This is a genomic window from Enterobacter sp. EGD-HP1 (genome assembly GCF_000733275.2).
Taxonomy (GTDB): Bacteria; Pseudomonadota; Gammaproteobacteria; order Enterobacterales; family Enterobacteriaceae; genus Enterobacter.
This window is the reverse complement of sequence record NZ_AVOP01000011.1, coordinates 74725-92101: the sequence shown is the minus strand read 5'-3', so window position 1 is coordinate 92101 and position 17377 is coordinate 74725. Positions and strand designations below refer to the sequence as shown.

General features: G+C 56.2%; 12 protein-coding genes. 9 read left to right on the top strand and 3 right to left on the bottom strand.

What is annotated here, in order from left to right; all coding sequences use genetic code 11:
* Positions 1-83: 83 nt before the first annotated feature.
* Genes murB through N037_RS09075 form a run of 3 tightly spaced genes read left to right on the top strand, consistent with a single transcriptional unit; the run spans position 84 to position 3080 of the window.
* The gene (murB, locus tag N037_RS09085) at positions 84-1112 is read left to right on the top strand and encodes a UDP-N-acetylmuramate dehydrogenase (RefSeq protein ID WP_023333779.1); all 1029 of its coding nucleotides are present in this window, start codon (positions 84-86) and stop codon (positions 1110-1112) included.
* Positions 1109-2071 carry a bifunctional biotin--[acetyl-CoA-carboxylase] ligase/biotin operon repressor BirA gene (gene birA / locus N037_RS09080; protein ID WP_032640412.1) on the top strand — a complete coding sequence of 321 codons (963 nt, stop codon included), beginning with the start codon at positions 1109-1111 and terminating at the stop codon, positions 2069-2071. The genes murB and birA overlap by 4 nt, the downstream gene beginning before the upstream one ends.
* 16 nt (positions 2072-2087) lie before the next feature.
* Positions 2088-3080 carry a glycosyl hydrolase family 8 gene (locus tag N037_RS09075; protein ID WP_032640409.1) on the top strand — a complete coding sequence of 331 codons (993 nt, stop codon included), beginning with the start codon at positions 2088-2090 and terminating at the stop codon, positions 3078-3080.
* A 48-nt stretch (positions 3081-3128) separates the two neighbouring features.
* Here the strand turns inward: N037_RS09075 and bcsG are convergent, their stop codons facing one another.
* The 3 genes from bcsG to bcsE are packed head-to-tail and all read right to left on the bottom strand — an operon-like array spanning position 3129 to position 6554.
* Entirely contained in the window at positions 3129-4808 is a 1680-nt protein-coding gene (gene bcsG / locus N037_RS09070; RefSeq protein ID WP_023333776.1) for a cellulose biosynthesis protein BcsG, read from the bottom strand.
* The gene (bcsF, locus tag N037_RS23730; RefSeq protein WP_024908822.1) at positions 4801-4998 is read right to left on the bottom strand and encodes a cellulose biosynthesis protein BcsF; all 198 of its coding nucleotides are present in this window, start codon (positions 4996-4998) and stop codon (positions 4801-4803) included. Before bcsF ends, bcsG begins: the two co-directional genes overlap by 8 nt.
* Positions 4992-6554, bottom strand: coding sequence for a cellulose biosynthesis c-di-GMP-binding protein BcsE (gene bcsE, locus N037_RS09065; RefSeq protein ID WP_032640407.1), 1563 nt, complete (start codon positions 6552-6554; stop codon positions 4992-4994). Before bcsE ends, bcsF begins: the two co-directional genes overlap by 7 nt.
* 174 nt (positions 6555-6728) lie before the next feature.
* Here bcsE and bcsR point away from each other — a divergent pair, with 174 nt between their 5' ends.
* Genes bcsR through bcsC form a run of 6 tightly spaced genes read left to right on the top strand, consistent with a single transcriptional unit; the run spans position 6729 to position 17301 of the window.
* Positions 6729-6917, top strand: coding sequence for a cellulose biosynthesis protein BcsR (bcsR, locus tag N037_RS09060; protein WP_008503237.1), 189 nt, complete (start codon positions 6729-6731; stop codon positions 6915-6917).
* A gap of 11 nt (positions 6918-6928) precedes the next feature.
* Positions 6929-7681 carry a cellulose biosynthesis protein BcsQ gene (gene bcsQ, locus N037_RS09055; protein WP_032640405.1) on the top strand — a complete coding sequence of 251 codons (753 nt, stop codon included), beginning with the start codon at positions 6929-6931 and terminating at the stop codon, positions 7679-7681.
* Positions 7678-10293, top strand: coding sequence for a UDP-forming cellulose synthase catalytic subunit (gene bcsA / locus N037_RS09050; RefSeq protein ID WP_032640403.1), 2616 nt, complete (start codon positions 7678-7680; stop codon positions 10291-10293). The genes bcsQ and bcsA overlap by 4 nt, the downstream gene beginning before the upstream one ends.
* Positions 10294-10303: 10 nt before the next feature.
* Entirely contained in the window at positions 10304-12724 is a 2421-nt protein-coding gene (bcsB, locus tag N037_RS09045; RefSeq protein ID WP_050511231.1) for a cellulose biosynthesis cyclic di-GMP-binding regulatory protein BcsB, read from the top strand.
* A 6-nt stretch (positions 12725-12730) separates the two neighbouring features.
* Positions 12731-13837 (top strand): cellulose synthase complex periplasmic endoglucanase BcsZ, encoded by a 1107-nt coding sequence (gene bcsZ / locus N037_RS09040; RefSeq protein WP_032640400.1) that lies wholly within the window; start codon positions 12731-12733, stop codon positions 13835-13837.
* Complete coding sequence (gene bcsC / locus N037_RS09035) at positions 13819-17301, top strand: cellulose synthase complex outer membrane protein BcsC (protein WP_032640398.1); 3483 nt, start codon at positions 13819-13821, stop codon at positions 17299-17301. Before bcsZ ends, bcsC begins: the two co-directional genes overlap by 19 nt.
* The last annotated feature ends 76 nt before the right edge of the window (positions 17302-17377 follow it).

Genomic DNA, 17377 nt, shown 5'->3' with positions numbered 1-17377 from the left:
GCGTTTATACGCTGCACAAACTAATCCCCCAATCCCCTGCTTATACGGTAAACTACCTGCGTTTTTGCATCAGGATAGCGTCTATGAACCACTCCCTTAAGCCCTGGAATACCTTTGGCATTCAACGCAATGCTAAACAAATTGTACGTGCCGATACTGCACAGCAACTGCTGGATGCATGGCAAAGCGCAACAGAAAATAATGAACCCGTACTGATTCTGGGCGAAGGAAGTAATGTCCTGTTTCTCGATGATTTTGCGGGAACAGTGATCGTTAACCGCATCATGGGTATTGATGTTGAAGAGCGTGCCGACAGCTGGCATGTGCACGTTGGGGCCGGAGAAAACTGGCATCATCTGGTGCAATTTACCCTCGAAAAAGGGATGCCGGGGCTGGAAAATCTTGCGCTTATTCCTGGCTGCGCCGGATCATCACCTATTCAAAACATCGGCGCCTACGGCATCGAACTGAAACATGTCTGTGAATATGTCGACTGCATCGAACTGGCGACCGGAACGGCTAAGCGTTTAACGGCAGAACAGTGCCGATTTGGCTATCGTGACAGTATCTTCAAACATGAATATCAGGATCGCTACGTGATTGTTGCCGTGGGTCTGCGCCTGTTGAAGAACTGGCAGCCGGTGTTGACCTATGGAGATTTAACGCGTCTCGATCCTGCGACCGTTACCGCCCGCGACGTTTTTGACTCGGTTTGCCATATGCGAATGACCAAACTTCCCGATCCAAAAGTAAACGGAAACGCTGGCAGTTTCTTCAAAAACCCGGTTATCAGCCGCGAAAATGCAAAAGTCTTTCTTGAAGGTTGGCCAGCAGCGCCACATTACCCTCAGGCGGATGGCAGCGTGAAGCTGGCGGCGGGTTGGCTTATCGATCAATGCCAGCTAAAAGGCGCTTCAGTAGGCGGTGCTGCCGTTCATCAACAGCAGGCTCTGGTGCTGATTAATCAACGCGATGCGACCAGCGATGATGTTATACAGCTGGCTCATTATGTTCGTCAGCGTGTGGGCGAAAAGTTTAACGTCTGGCTGGAGCCAGAAGTTCGCTTCATTGGCCGCACAGGTGAAGTCAATGCCGTGGAGGCCATCGCGTGAAGGACAATACCGTTCCCTTAACCCTGATTAGCATCCTTGCTGACGGCGAGTTTCATTCTGGCGAGCAGCTGGGTGAACAGCTTGGCATGAGCCGTGCTGCTATCAATAAACATATCCAGACGCTTCGCGACTGGGGTGTTGATGTGTTCACGGTTCCCGGAAAAGGCTACAGCCTGCCGGAGCCGATTCAATTGCTGAATGAAGAAACGATCCGCAGCCAGATTGGACACGGCAATGTTGCGGTGCTGCCGGTGATTGATTCGACGAACCAGTATCTTCTGGATCGTCTGCCTGAGCTGAAATCCGGCGATGCCTGCGTTGCAGAATATCAACAGGCCGGTCGTGGTCGCCGCGGGCGCAAATGGTTTTCGCCATTTGGCGCCAACCTCTATTTGTCCATGTACTGGCGACTCGATCAGGGCCCGGCCGCTGCCATTGGCCTGAGTCTGGTCATCGGCATCGTCATGGCGGAAGTGCTGCACGATCTGGGAGCGGATAAAGTCCGTGTTAAATGGCCTAATGACCTGTACCTCAACGATCGTAAACTTGCGGGTATTCTTGTCGAACTGACGGGGAAAACGGGCGATGCGGCGCAAATCGTCATTGGTGCAGGCCTCAATATGGTGATGCGCAATGTACAAAATGATGTGGTGAATCAGGCCTGGACTAACCTTCAGGAGGCGGGCATCGTCATCGATCGTAACACCCTCGCCGTGCGTATGATTAAAGAGTTGCGCAGCTCGCTGACGCTTTTTGAGCAGGAAGGGCTGGCACCGTTCCTGTCTCGTTGGGAAAAGCTGGATAACTTCATCAACCGCCCGGTGAAATTGCTGATTGGTGATAAAGAGATCTACGGGACTTCACGCGGTATTGACGCACAGGGCGCGCTGCTCCTGGAGCAGGATGGCGTGATCAAACCCTGGATGGGCGGTGAGATTTCCCTTCGGAGTGCCGAATAATCGGATGGAGTGAATGATGCGAAAACCCGTCTGCGCGACGCTGGCCGTCATGATGAGTCTGCTGTTCTCGCCTCTCTCTCATGCGGATCGGGCCTGGGAAAGTTACAAGGCCCGTTTTTTCAAACCGGAAGGCCGCATTGTTGATACCGGCAATGGCGGCGTGTCGCACACGGAAGGTCAGGGTTTTGCCATGCTGATGGCGGTGGCTAACGACGATAAGGCCACGTTTGATAAGCTCTGGCAATGGACAGACAGTCAGCTAAAGAACAAAGAGAATGGTCTCTTTTACTGGCGCTATAACCCCGCAGAGCCCAACCCGGTCGCCGACAAAAACAACGCTGCAGATGGTGATGTGCTGATTGCCTGGGCGTTGCTCAAAGCCGACGCCCGCTGGCATGACAAGCGCTACAGCGCCGCATCGGATGCCATTACAAAAGCACTGATTGACCACAGCGTGATCCGCTATGCCGGTTACCGCGTGATGCTGCCCGGCGTCGAGGGGTTTAAGCTTGAGGGTGAAGTGGTCCTTAATCCTTCCTATTTCGTGTTCCCGGCCTGGCAGGCCTTCGCCGGCCGCAGCCATTTGCCGGTCTGGCGCGATTTGATTAAGGACGGGAAACGCCTGCTGGGGAAAATGGGCTCGGGCAAAGCGAATCTGCCCACTGACTGGGTTTCACTGGCATCAGGTGGCAAGCTGTCTCCTGCCAAAGGCTGGCCGCCGCGAATGAGCTATGACGCGATTCGCATTCCGCTGTATGTTGCCTGGTCTGATAAGCAAAGCCCGCTGCTGACGCCGTGGAAGGCCTGGTTCGGTCAGTTCCCCCGGGAACAAACTCCCGCCTGGGTTAACGTCACGACCAACGAGCATGCGTCCTACATGATGGAAGGCGGCCTGCTGGCAGTGAGGGATTTCACGATGGGACAGTCTTCCGGTGAACCCGAAATCACCGCTAAAGACGACTACTATTCAGCAAGTCTGAAAATGCTGGTGTGGATCGCCCAGCAATAATGTCGATATAGTCCCTCCCCCGGACGGAGAGAGGGACGTCATACCGTGTTACTGCGGATACGGTACCCAATCCCCGCCGTTCAGGCGAACGTACGGTTTGTTCTGATACTGGATCACCACCGCGTTGGCGTTCTCGGAAACTTCCGCCGTTTGCGGCAGTTTGCTGGTGAGCTGATCCCAGTTCACGCTATCTTCCACAAACAGCTTCCCATCAACGGCGCGGGCAACCAGTTCTGAGATCGCCAGATAGCTGGTTGGCTGTGTAATCTCAATCGGTGCGCCCTGATGCGGTGCCTTCATACCAAAGAATTTAATGCCTGCAGGCACGTTGGTGATGGATGGGCTCGGGATGTCACGCAGACCGGACACCTGCATTCTGTCACCTTTCAGCGCGCCACCGTGCTCAGGTACCACAACCACCATCACTTTACGGCCCGATTTTTCCAGCTCCGTGAAGAACGCGTCCAGCTCGTCGAAGAATTTCTGCGCACGCACTTTATAATCTGCCGTTTTGCTTACGCCCGGGAAATGGTTACCGTCGTGGAGCGGCAGGGTATTAAAGAACGTCGCGCTGCGTGGATTACTGTCTTTTTCGATGGTCTGCAGCCAGCGCTGCAGGACGGCGGTATCGTCATAAACGGGTGAACCGTCGAAGCCAAGCAGAGAGACAGGGAGACCGGTTTGATCCATCAGCGGTGCCTGCATGCCGCCTTCTTCGCGCACCTCTTTCAGGAAGTTACCGAACTGGCCGTTATGCCCCAGCATCAGATGCTGCGTAAAGCCCAGTTTTGCGAGGTTATCGAACAGATAACACTGGTTACCGGCGGGTTGATACAGGTTTTTATGCGATGTCTGACCGCAGCTTGCACGTAGCAGGCGGATCGCCGCCGGGCCGCTGTAGGAGGTGGCAGAGTTGAAATCTTTAAACTGAATATCGAAGTGTGACCACAGCGGATGAGACATCAAACCGGCGGCGTCCACGTCGGCCCAGGAGAGAGAGCAGATGTTGATTACCAGCAGTTCAAACGGCTGAGCATCCGCCGGCAGCGCATCCGGGAATTTCGTCTGTCGCTTGTCTTCCGCGGTATAGAAACTGGAGAGCCAGGCGTTTAGGTTGGTTGAAGTCGGCGGTGCGGTCTGGGTTGGGATATCGCCTACCACAGGCGTATCGCCTGCCGTTGTGACGGTTGCCGCTGCGCTGCCCCCTGTGGTGGTCACCGTGGTGGTCGGTTGACCGGCAGGCCACAGCGAAAAGCTTGGCCCAGCCAGCGTCAGCACGTTAAGCCAGATCATAATCGCAACGACAAACACCGTGATGCGGATCCACTGTGACAGGAACAGCCAGGCAACCAGCAGCACGAATACCGCGCCAATCATCTGCCAGTTAATAAAGCGTTCGGTCAAGTCGAGGACATAGCTGGCGCTAAAGCCCGCCACCTGCGACCCCTGGCTCATAATGCTGTCCGGCCCCGGTAGCCAGGTATCATGCCAGAACAGCGCAAAGCCGACAGGTATAGCGACCCAGTGGCGTAAGCGATGCAGCCTGATATTCGGCAGCGGCATCAGCAGGAAGGCCATAAACACGAGGTTGAGAAGGGGATGGAAATTCAGATAGCCTGCCCACAGCAGACCAAACTTCACCAGAAAGTAGAAGTTCCAGCCGGAAAGGCCGCGCCAGTATTGCCAGAGCGGCGAGGGTGACGAAGCGGTATAGGTAGAGTTAGTCATGTTTTCGGTCTGCCTTGACGTGTGATGCCCGTGTCAGTGTTCCGGCTGGTTTTACATAGCGAGGTTTTATAAACAGCACTCTGGCCGTATCACGGATACGGCGTATGGAATGGCGCGCATAGTAGCCAAGCGGGAAAAAGATCAGCGCACAGAATATAACCAGTTGAATGATATCGCTGATATTCATGATGATGCGTTCTCCGCGTTGTCTGTTAATAAGCGAAGGGGTTCCGGAACCCGACGCCAGACGTGTCCATCGTGTCTGGCATTGAGGATCGGCTTGGCATCGCTCTTGATAGCAATCGGCTTAACCCATTGTTCAGGCTGGAGTGCACGCATCTGCACCAGCTCCGCGCTGATCGTATTATCTTCGAACCAAATCATACGGTTCGAGAAAATATCCCCGGTAGGCAGGGGGAAGATGTGGTTAAGCGCCGTATCGAGATCGTTTACCCGGCAGAAGGACAAAAACAGCACCAGGCGATTGTCACCAATGGTCATAATGTCCCCTGTACGGTTCGGGCGACATAAGGTGAGAGCCTGTTCAACGCGAATACCCGGTACAGGACGCAGGGCGACCATGACCCCTTTTCCGTCAGCAGGAAGAAGCGTGTTGCTCATCATGTTGCCGACGGCGTCGCAGAAGGTATCCCATTTTTGATATCCGCGCAGCTTCATTGGCTGCGTCATGGAGAGCAGCGTGGAGATGTCTTCCGGTACATGGCGGCTAAACTGCTGGCCCTGAACGCTTTCGATAAGCGTCAGGCAGCGTGACAATGGCGCATTCCATGGAATAACCATGTTGGCGCCGCAGCCAAGAAGCAGCCGCTCATCGGTGGCGCGCAGGCTGGTATTATTTTCGCGCACGATGATTTTTAACGCACTGCCGCGCTGGCGGCGTAAGGTGTGGATTTGCCTTGCCAGCGTCTCAATCTGGTTATTCTGCATCAGCGAGAAAATAATGGTTGCCGCCTGGGTTGTGCGGGCTTCATGAAAAAGGGCTTCGTTAGATTCAAACAGTGACCAGTTTTCCGACAGGGCAGGTGCTCCCTCTAAAACCGCGATATGGCTCAGGATACGTTTTTCATCACTGCGCGGCTGCACCACGGTTTCTTCCTGCTGCGCCAGGTGCCACTCGCCTTCAATATGTTTCAGCGTAAGCTGTTGTCTGGCGCTCACGCCTTTTTCATTACACCAAAATGCAATATCGTAGAGATAGCTTCCCGCCTGGTCACGAACGCTTGCCAGACCGAAAAGGGAGCGATATTCACCCATTAAAAGTGAGAACAGCTTGTCATTATTACTGCCGGGATTGACTATCAATAGCGTGCAATTTTGAAATTTTGCCCATTTATTGATTTTTTCCAGCCACGGCAGCAGTTTTTCAGCAGGGATATTTTGCAGGACGTTATTTGCACATTTAAGAATCACTAAATAGTGATCCGGATCAATAGAGCACTGAACGTCGCGGGACAAAAAGTATAGACTATCGGCTTCCGATGTCATGGAAAATAATCGCACCGTCTGGGGGCCGCGACCACTTTCAAGCGTGATAATTTTCTTTGGATCTTCGCCCATGGTAATGACGGCCACGCGGGAATCCTTATCCTGAGCAGCAATTGTCTGGTTTACCAGACCGATAGCATCTTCATTACGGTCCGTATTAATCCACCAGACTCCTCCGACTGGCATGTGGCTCAATTCGTCCCATAATGACTGGATGCCAATAGAAAATATGGAGTCCACGGTGTCCCTCTTTTCGTCTAATTTATCTGTATCTCAGTTTACTAGCGAAAGCGTAGAAATAAACCTAACATTGAAATTAAAGAACATCAGATTTAGCATGTAAATGAAATTTCATAGGGCAGGATGCCTCGCTACTTCTGATCTGGCGATTCTACGCAAAGGGATGGAAAAAGAATGGATAATAATGAACCCGGTACCCCAGTCGATTCGACCCTGGGTTACACATTCCAAAACGATTTTCTGGCGCTGACGCAGGCCTTTTCTTTACCTGAAATAGATTACACCGATATTTCCCAGCGGGAACAGTTGGCTGCGGCTATTAAACGCTGGCCGTTATTAGCTGAATTCGCCCATCAACAATAAGGGAGCCATTGATGGCCATACTCGGATTACAGGGTGTCCGTGGCGGTGTGGGTACCACATCAGTTACCGCGGCGCTCGCGTGGTCATTACAGCTTTTAGGTGAATCGGTGCTGGTTATTGACGCCTGCGCCGATAATTTGTTGCGTATGTCGTTTAACGTCGACTTTTCTCGCGAAGAGGGCTGGGCCCGCGCGCTGCTTGATGATAAAGACTGGCAGGATGCAGGGATGCGCTATACCTCCCAGCTTGACCTGCTGCCGTTTGGTCAACTGACCACCACGGAACGCGAGAATGAAGCCGCGTATCAGCGCCTGTTTTCGCAATTCACGCTGGCGCTGCAAACCCTGAAAGAAAAGGGACACTACAAGTGGATCCTGCTGGATCTGCCGCACGGCGCCGGCACGCTGACCCGACAGCTTATCGCCCAGTGCGATCATATACTTTCCATCGTCAACGTCGATGCTAACTGCCATATCCGCCTGCATCAGCAGGGGCTGCCTCAGAACGCTCACCTTCTGATTAACGATTTGCGCATTGGCAGCCAGATCCAGGACGATCTGTATCAGGTGTGGCTGCAAAGCCAGCGCCGTCTGCTTCCCATTGTCATTCATCGTGATGAGGGGATGGCGGAATGCCTTGCGTCTAAGCAACCGCTCGGCGAATACCGCAGCGATTCACTGGCGGCAGAAGAGATCCTGACCCTGGCTAACTGGTGTCTGCTGAACTTCGCCAACGGTGCGGAGCATGCAGGGAGTTCTGTATGAGTCGTCTCGCCAGCTGGTTACTCATCCCGCCGGTCAGTTCGCGTTTGAGCGAACACTACCGGCATTTCCGCCGGCACGGTGCTTCGGCATTTAGCGCCGCGCTCGGCTGTTTCTGGATGATTCTGGCCTGGATGTTTATTCCACTCGAACACCCGCGCTGGCAGCGCATACGCGCACGGCACAGTGAGCTCTATCCGCACATTAACCCCGACCGGCCGCGTCCTTTGGATCCGGCGCGTTATCTCATTCAGGCCATCTGGCTGGCGGTCACGTCATCCCGCTCAGAGACAATAACGCCGCACTGGCGCAGCTTCTCCCGCGTGCAACAGTTACGTGAACGCTACCACCAGTGGCTGGATAAACTGCCCGACAGCGTAAGCGATAAGACCAGCCATCTGGATAACCATAAAGAGCTCGGGCATCTCCATCCGGGCCTGCGGCGTTTTATCCTCGGGGTGATCGTCGTGTTCTCGCTCATTCTGGCGCTGGTCTGTATTACGCAACCTTTTAACCCTCTGGCGCAGTTCACCTTCCTGATTCTGCTGTGGGGCGTGGCGCTGCTGGTCCGCCGCATTCCGGGCCGCTTCTCGGCGCTGATGCTGATTGTGTTGTCTTTGACCGTCTCCTGTCGCTACATCTGGTGGCGTTATACCTCAACCCTGAACTGGGACGACCCGGTCAGCCTGGTGTGCGGCCTGGTGCTGCTGTTTGCAGAAACCTACGCCTGGATCGTGCTGGTGCTGGGCTATTTCCAGGTCATTTGGCCGCTCAACCGCCAGCCGGTTCCACTGCCAAAAGACACCGCGCAGTGGCCGTCTGTCGATCTCTTTGTACCGACCTATAACGAAGATCTGAGTGTGGTGAAAAACACCATTTATGCCGCGTTGGGCATCGACTGGCCAAAAGACAAGCTCAAGGTCTGGATCCTTGATGACGGCAATCGCCCGGCGTTCCGCCAGTTCGCAGAGGAGGTCGGTGTCGAGTACATCGCTCGTCCAACTCACGAGCATGCAAAAGCCGGGAATATCAACAACGCGTTGAAGTATGCCACAGGGGAGTTTGTCTCGATCTTTGACTGTGACCACGTGCCGACGCGCTCGTTCCTGCAGATGACCATGGGCTGGTTCCTGAAGGAGAAAGAGCTGGCGATGATGCAGACGCCGCACCACTTCTTCTCGCCGGATCCGTTTGAACGTAACCTTGGCCGTTTCCGTAAAACCCCGAACGAAGGCACGCTATTCTATGGCCTGGTGCAGGACGGAAACGACATGTGGGATGCCACCTTCTTCTGCGGCTCCTGTGCGGTTATCCGCCGTAAACCGCTGGATGAAATTGGCGGTATCGCCGTCGAGACGGTGACTGAAGATGCGCACACTTCTCTTCGTCTGCACCGTCGTGGGTATACCTCAGCCTATATGCGTATTCCGCAGGCTGCCGGTCTGGCAACGGAGTCACTGTCGGCGCACATTGGCCAGCGTATTCGCTGGGCGCGCGGGATGGTGCAGATTTTCCGTCTTGATAACCCACTGATAGGGAAAGGACTCAAGCTGGCGCAACGTCTCTGCTACGTCAACGCCATGTTCCACTTCTTATCCGGTATTCCGCGGCTGATCTTCCTGACCGCGCCGCTGGCGTTCCTGCTCCTTCACGCTTATATCATTTACGCCCCGGCGCTGATGATTGCGCTGTTTGTTCTGCCGCACATGATCCATGCGAGCCTCACGAACTCGAAGATACAGGGTAAATACCGCCATTCTTTCTGGAGTGAAATCTACGAAACGGTGCTGGCCTGGTACATCGCGCCGCCGACGATGGTAGCGCTGATTAACCCGCATAAGGGGAAATTCAACGTCACCGCGAAGGGCGGCCTGGTCGAAGAGGAGTATGTCGACTGGGTGATCTCCCGTCCGTATATCTTCCTGGTACTGCTGAATATTGTGGGCGTCATCGCCGGTATCTGGCGTTACTTCTACGGCCCGGAAAACGAAATCCTGACCGTCTTCGTCAGTATGGCATGGGTCTTCTACAACCTGATTATCCTCGGCGGCGCGGTAGCCGTGTCGGTGGAGAGCAAACAGGTTCGTCGTGCGCATCGCGTGGAAATCTGCATGCCTGCGGCGATCGCCCGTGAAGATGGCCATCTCTTCTCCTGTACCGTGCACGACTTCTCTGACGGTGGTCTGGGGATCAAAATCAACGGCCAGGCGAAGGTGCTGGAAGGGCAGAAAGTCAACCTGCTGCTTAAGCGCGGTCAGCAGGAGTATGTCTTCCCGACGCAGGTGGTTCGCGTGGCGGGCAATGAAGTCGGTCTGCAGCTGATGCCGTTGACCAAAAAGCAACATATCGATTTTGTGCAGTGTACGTTTGCCCGCGCGGATACGTGGGCTCTCTGGCAGGACAGCTTCCCTGAGGATAAGCCTCTGGAAAGCCTGCTGGATATTCTTAAGCTGGGGTTCCGTGGCTATCGTCACCTTGCAGAATTTGCCCCGTCGTCGGTGAAATTAATTTTCCGGTCACTTACTTCACTGGTTTCCTGGGTCGTGTCGTTCATTCCGCGTCGACCTGAGCGAGATGAAGCGAAGCAGGCGGACCCGGTTATGGCTCAACAATGATGATAACGCGATGAAAACAAAACTTTCCTGGTTATGTGCAGTGGCAATGGGGATGAATGTCCTCCCCGCAACAATGGCTAACGCAGCTCCTGATAACGCAGCGGCAACGCCTGCGCCAACGGTACCTGTCGTCGCGCAGGCAACCGATCCGGTTGTGACCGCGGCACCTGGCCAAACAGAAAATATCACGCCGAACCAGCCAACGGAGGGGAACACCCTGCCGGCAGACGGCCAGGTCATCGGGCAGGTGATGCCCGGCGTCCGGGGGGCAAATGCGCCCGTCGTCGCGGACAATGCGCCGTCGCGGGACGTGAAGCTGACCTTCGCGCAAATCGCACCGCCTCCGGGCAGTATGGTGCTGCGCGGCATCAACCCTAACGGCGGCATTGAGTTTGGTATGCGCAGCGATGAGGTCGTCTCTAATGCGGTGCTGAACCTTGAATACACCCCGTCGCCGTCTCTGCTGCCGACACAGTCTCAGCTGAAGGTCTACCTGAATGATGAACTGATGGACGTGCTGCCGGTCACGAAAGAGCAGCTGGGCAAGAAAACCCAGGCTCAGGTGCCGATCAACCCGCTGTTCATCACTGACTTTAACCGTATTCGTCTGGAATTTGTCGGTCACTACCGCGATGTCTGCGAAAACCCGTCCAGCAACACGCTGTGGATGGACGTCGGACGTAACTCCTCGCTGCAGATGACCTACCAGTCGCTGGCGCTGAAAAACGATCTCTCGGCATTCCCGGTTCCGTTCTTTGACCCGCGTGATAACCGTCCGCTCACGCTGCCGATGGTGTTTGCCTCTTCCCCGGACGTGACCGAGCAGCTGGCGGCCACCATCGTGGCGTCCTGGTTTGGTTCACGTGCCGGGTGGCGTGGACAGAGCTTCCCGGCGCTGTATGACAAACTGCCGGACAGAAATGCCATTGTGTTTGCGACCAACGCAAAACGCCCGGCCTTCCTGCGCGATCATCCGGACGTCAAAGCGCCGACCGTTGAGATGATAAGCCACCCGGAAAACCCGTACGTGAAGCTGCTGGTGGTCTTTGGCCGTGATGATAAAGATCTGGTGCAGGCCGCAAAAGCGATTGCCCAAGGCAATGTCCTTTTCCGCGGTAACAGCGTGGTGGTGGATGAGGTTAAACCGCTTCTGGCGCGTAAACCTTATGATGCGCCAAACTGGGTACGTACCGACCGTGCGGTGACATTTGGCGAACTGAAAACTTATGAAGAACAGCTGCAGGCAACGGGGCTTGAGCCCGCGCCGATTAGCCTGTCACTGAATCTGCCGCCGGATCTGTATCTGCTGCGTACCAACGGCATTGATATCAATCTGAACTACCGCTATACCGCGCCAGCGACCAAAGACAGCTCGCGCATGGATATCAGCCTGAACAACCAGTTCCTGCAATCGTTCAGCCTGCAAAGCACCCAGGATACTAACCGCCTGATGCTTCGCCTGCCGGTATTGCAGGGGCTGCTGGACGGTAAAACGGATGTCTCCATCCCGGCACTGAAGCTGGGTGCGATAAACCAGCTGCGCTTTGACTTCCAGTACATGAACCCGATGCCTGGCGGCTCGGCGGAAAACTGCATCACCTTCCAGCCGGTCCAGAACCACGTCGTGATTGGCGATGAGTCGACCATCGACTTCTCGAAGTACTATCACTTCCTGGCGATGCCGGATCTGCGCGCCTTTGCTAACGCGGGCTTCCCGTTCAGCCGCATGGCCGATCTCTCTGACTCCATTGTTGTGATGCCAAAAGCGCCAAGCGAAGGGCAGGTCACGACCCTGCTGGACACTATGGCGGCCGTTGGGGGGCAGACGGGATTACCGGCGATTAACGTCACCTTGACGGACGATGGCAGCCAGATTCAGAACAAAGACGCTGACATCATGGTGATCGGTACCATTCCGGATACGCTGAAGGATGACAAACGTATCGATCTGCTGGTGAAAGCGGCCCAGTCCTGGGTTAACACGCCGCTGCGTCAGACCGAGTTCCCGAGCATTATGCCGGATGTGAACGATCGTCAGGCCAGCGCGCAGACGACGGTAACGTCTCAGGGGGCAATGGCTGCGGTGGTGGGCTTCCAGTCACCTTACAACGACCAGCGTAGCGTGGTGGCTCTCCTGGCGGACAGCCCGCGCGGGTATGAACTGCTCAATACGGCCATGAACGACAGCGGTAAACGTGCCGCGATGTTTGGTTCTGTGTCGGTGATCCGTGAGTCCGGCGTTAATAGCCTGCGCGTAGGTGATGTGTATTACGTAGGCCATCTGCCGTGGTTCGAACGCCTGTGGTATGCGCTGGCTAACCATCCGGTTCTGCTTGCCATTCTGGCTGCGGTCAGCGTGGTCTTGCTGGCATGGGTGCTGTGGCGTCTGCTGCGTATCATCAGCCGTCGTCGCCTGAACCCGGATGAGTAAGATGTGATGAAAGCCTTTCGCTGGTGTGTATTAGCAGCGTTGATGCTGGCGGCGCTTCCTCTGCGCGCCGCCTGTACCTGGCCTGCCTGGGAGCAGTTTAAAAAGGATTACATCAGTGAGGGCGGGCGTGTCGTTGATCCCAGCGACACGCGCAAAATTACGACCTCGGAAGGGCAAAGCTACGCCTTGTTCTTTGCCCTGGCGGCGAACGATCGCAACGCGTTTGACCAGGTGCTAACCTGGACGCGCGATAATCTTGCCAGCGGCAATCTCAACGACCATCTGCCAGCCTGGCTGTGGGGTCAGAAAGATAAAGAGACGTGGGCGGTGATTGATACCAACTCCGCCTCTGATGCCGATGTCTGGATCGCCTGGTCACTGCTCGAAGCGGGTCGTTTGTGGAAACATCCGGACTATATCCGCACGGGCAAGGCGCTGCTGAAACGCATTGCCAGCGAGGAAGTGGTGAACGTGCCTGGGCTTGGCGCAATGCTGCTTCCCGGTAAAGTCGGTTTTGACGATGAACACGTCTGGCGCTTTAACCCCAGCTATCTTCCTCCGCAGTTAGCGAGTTATTTCACGCGTTTTGGTAACCCGTGGACCCAGCTTCGTGAAACCAATCTGCGTCTGCTGCTGGAGAGTGCGCCGAAAGGTTTTTCGCCGGACTGGGTGCAGTATCAGAAAAACAAAGGCTGGCGGTTACAGCAGGATAAATCGCTGGTGGGCGGCTACGACGCCATCCGCGTTTATCTCTGGGTGGGCATGATGAGTGACAACGATCCTCAGAAAACCCGGCTGCTGACGCGCTTCCATCCGATGGCGGCAAAGACAATGAAACGGGGTGTGCCACCGGAGAAAGTGGATGTGGCGACGGGGAAACGCACCGGCGACGGCCCGGTCGGGTTCTCTGCCGCCATGCTGCCGTTTTTACAACAACGTGATGCCCAGGCGGTTCAGCGCCAGCGCGTTGCAGACTATTTTCCCGATAACAATGCCTATTACAGCTACGTGCTGACTCTTTTTGGGCAAGGATGGGATCAGCATCGTTTTCGCTTCACCGCAAAAGGTGAATTAATACCGGATTGGGGCCAGGAATGCGCAAGTTCACAGTAAATCTACTCAGTTTATCGCTTGGCCTGGCGCTTATGCCATGGGCCCAGGCCGCCAACTCTCCGCAGCAGAAACAGCTGCTGGAGCAGGTGAGGCTGGGCGAATCGACACAGCGTGAGGATTTGGTTCGTCAGTCGCTCTATCGCCTTGAGCTGATTGACCCGAACAACCCTGACGTGATTGCCGCACGCTTTCGCTACCTGTTGCGTCAGGGCGATAACGCCGGCGCGCAAAAAGAGCTGGATCGTCTGAAAGGGATCGCGCCGGGTTCGAGTGCGTACCAGTCATCTCGCAACACGATGCTGCTTTCCACGCCGGATGGCCGCCAGCAGCTCCAGCAGGCGCGACTGCTCGCCACCACGGGGCACACGCAGGAGGCGATTGCGGCCTATGACAAGCTGTTTGACGGCAACCCGCCGGGCGGCGATGTGGCCACGGAATACTGGAACGTCGTGGCGAAAGACCCCGCTCGCCGGAATGCAGCCATTAACCAGCTTAAGAAAATAAACAGCAGCAGCCCCGGAAACACACAGCTGCAGGCGACGCTGTCCCAGCTTTTGTTCCAGAGCGGACGCCGTGACGAAGGCTTTGCGGTGTTGCAGGAGATGGCCAAATCTAACAATGGCCGTAACCAGGCGTCTGATATGTGGTATGACCAAATAAAAGGTCAGCCTGCCAGCAGCGCCAGCGTCAGCGCGCTGCAAAAATACCTGAGCGTTTTCAGCGACGGAGACAGCGTCGCGGCGGCGCGTGCCCAGCTTGAAGCGCAGCAAAAACAGCTCGCCGATCCGGCGTTCCGCGCGAAAGCGGAAGGGCTGGCGGCGGTGGATGCCGGGCAGGGAAGCAAGGCGGTGGCAGAGCTGCAAAAAGCCGTCAGCGCCAACCATGCCGACAGTGAAGCGGTGGGCGCCCTCGGCCAGGCCTATTCCCAGAAAGGCGACCGCGCCCGCGCGGTGGCGCAGTTTGAAAAGGCGATTGCCCTCGATCCCCAGAGCGATAACCGGGGTAAATGGGACAGTTTGCTGAAGGTTAACCGTTACTGGCTGCTGATCCAGCAGGGCGATGCGGCGCTGAAGGCGAATAATCCGGCGCAGGCGGAGCGTTACTATCAGCAGGCACGCGGTATCGACAATACCGACAGTTATGCCGTGCTGGGGCTGGGCGATGCCGCCGCGGCGCGTAAAGATAACGACGCGGCGGAACGTTATTATCGCCAGGCGCTGCGTATGGACAGCGGCAACAGCAATGCGGTCCGCGGCCTGGCCAATATCTACCGCGCGCAGTCTCCGGAAAAGGCCTCGCAGTTTATCCAGTCTCTCTCCGCCAGCCAGCGCCGGAGCATTGATGATATTGAACGCAGTCTGACCAACGAGCAGCTCTCCGCTCAGGCAGAACAGCTGGAAAATCAGGGGAAATACGCTCAGGCGGCAGAGATTCAGCGTCGTCGTCTGGCGCTCTCGCCCGGCGACGTTTGGATAACCTATCGTCTCTCGCGCGATCTCTACAGCGCGGGTCAGCGCAACCAGGCGGATACCCTGATGCGCCAGCTTGCCAGCCAGAAGCCGTCCGACCCGGATCAGGTATACGCCAACGGGCTTTATCTTTCGGGCAACGATCAGGATCGCGCCGCGCTGGCGCATCTGGACACGCTGCCGCGCAGCCAGTGGAACGGCAATATTCAGGAGCTTGCCGACCGCCTGCAAAGCAACCAGGTGCTGGAAACCGCCAACCGTCTGCGCGACAGCGGCAAAGAGCAGGAGGCGGAAAACCTTCTGCGTCAGCAGCCAACCTCCACCCGCATCGACCTGACGCTGGCGGACTGGGCGCAGCAGCGTGGCGATCTGGCGTCGGCGAAAACGACGTACAGCGCCGTTCTGCAGCGTGAACCGCAGAACGAAGACGCGATCCTCGGCCTGACCGAGATTTATAGTGCGCAGGGTAACAAAGATGCCGCGCGCGCAGAGCTGGCGAAACTGCCCGCCGCGCAAAATGGTCAGCCTCAGTCGCTCAACATGCAGCGCCGGATCGCGATGGCGCAGGCAGGTCTGGGCGATTCCGCTGCGGCAGAACAGACCTTCAACAAAATTATTCCGCAGGCTAAATCGCAGCCCGGCTCCATGGAAAATGCGCTGGTGTTACGTGATGCCGCGCGTTTCCAGGCGCAAAACGGGCAGCCTCAGCAGGCGCTGGAAACCTATAAAGATGCGATGGTGTCGTCCGGCATCACGACGACCCGCCCGGCCGACAATGACAGTTTCACCCGTTTGACGCGTAACGATGAAAAGGACGACTGGCTGAAGCGCGGCGTGCGCAGCGATGCCGGTGACTTGTACCGTCAGCAGGATGTTAACGTCACGCTGCAGCACGACTACTGGGGCTCGAGCGGTACGGGCGGCTATTCCGACCTGAAAGCGCATACCACCATGCTGCAGGTGGATGCGCCGCTCTCTGACGGGCGAATGTTCTTCAGAAGCGATCTGGTCAATATGGATGCCGGCTCGTTTGCGACGAAAGACGGGAAGTACGATCCGAGCTGGGGCACGTGTTCTGCGACGCCGTGTAGCGGCAACACTCACCAGTCAGACAATGGCGCGAGCGTCGCCGTCGGCTGGCAGAATAAAACCTGGGCAATGGATATTGGCACCACGCCAATGGGCTTTGACGTCGTCGACGTGGTGGGCGGCATCAGCTACAGCAGCGACCTGGGGCCTGTCGGCTATACCGTTAACGCCCATCGTCGTCCAATCTCCAGCTCTCTGCTGGCCTTTGCCGGACAAAAAGATACCAACACCGGCACCACCTGGGGCGGCGTACGTGCCACCGGTGGCGGCATAAGCTTGAGCTATGACAAAGGGGAAGCGAACGGCGTCTGGTCAAGCCTGAACGCGGAAACGCTGACGGGTAAAAATGTGGAAGATAACTGGCGCGTGCGCTGGATGACGGGTTACTACTACAAGCTCATTAATAAAAACAATGAGCGCCTGACGGTCGGCGTCTCCAATATGCTCTGGCACTACGACAAAGACCTGAGCGGTTATACCCTGGGTCAGGGCGGTTACTACAGCCCGCAGGAGTATGTCTCCTTCGCACTGCCGGTGACCTGGCGTAAACGCACGGAGAACTGGTCCTGGGAGCTGGGTGGCTCGGTGTCCTGGTCTCATTCCAAAACCAAAGACGAGCTGCGCTACCCGATCCAGAGTCTGATCCCGACCGATGAGCCAGGCCGCTATACTGACCGGGGCGCGATGGAAACCGGCAGCAGTTCTTCAGGCACGGGTTATACCGCGCGGGCCATTATCGAGCGCCGCGTAACGTCCAACTGGTTTGTGGGCATGGGCGTGGATATTCAGGAAGCGAAAGATTATACCCCAAGCCATGCTCTGATCTATGTGCGTTACTCTGCTGCAGGCTGGCAGGGTGATATGGACTTGCCGCCGCAGCCGCTCATCCCTTACGCAGACTGGTAATCGGATTTTCCTTAATCCATTTGTAAGTCTCTCTTAATAGCGCGGCAATCGGGTATACTCAGGCGCGCCAGGTTTG

Excerpts from the sequence above, each read along its gene's own strand:
- murB (WP_023333779.1), top strand. The coding sequence starts at position 84 with ATGAACCACTCCCTTAAGCCCTGGAATACCTTTGGCATTCAACGCAAT.
- N037_RS09075 (WP_032640409.1), top strand. The coding sequence starts at position 2,088 with ATGCGAAAACCCGTCTGCGCGACGCTGGCCGTCATGATGAGTCTGCTG.
- bcsG (WP_023333776.1), bottom strand. The coding sequence starts at position 4,808 with ATGACTAACTCTACCTATACCGCTTCGTCACCCTCGCCGCTCTGGCAA.
- bcsR (WP_008503237.1), top strand. The coding sequence starts at position 6,729 with ATGGATAATAATGAACCCGGTACCCCAGTCGATTCGACCCTGGGTTAC.
- bcsQ (WP_032640405.1), top strand. The coding sequence starts at position 6,929 with ATGGCCATACTCGGATTACAGGGTGTCCGTGGCGGTGTGGGTACCACA.
- bcsA (WP_032640403.1), top strand. The coding sequence starts at position 7,678 with ATGAGTCGTCTCGCCAGCTGGTTACTCATCCCGCCGGTCAGTTCGCGT.
- bcsB (WP_050511231.1), top strand. The coding sequence starts at position 10,304 with ATGAAAACAAAACTTTCCTGGTTATGTGCAGTGGCAATGGGGATGAAT.
- bcsZ (WP_032640400.1), top strand. The coding sequence starts at position 12,731 with ATGAAAGCCTTTCGCTGGTGTGTATTAGCAGCGTTGATGCTGGCGGCG.
- bcsC (WP_032640398.1), top strand. The coding sequence starts at position 13,819 with ATGCGCAAGTTCACAGTAAATCTACTCAGTTTATCGCTTGGCCTGGCG.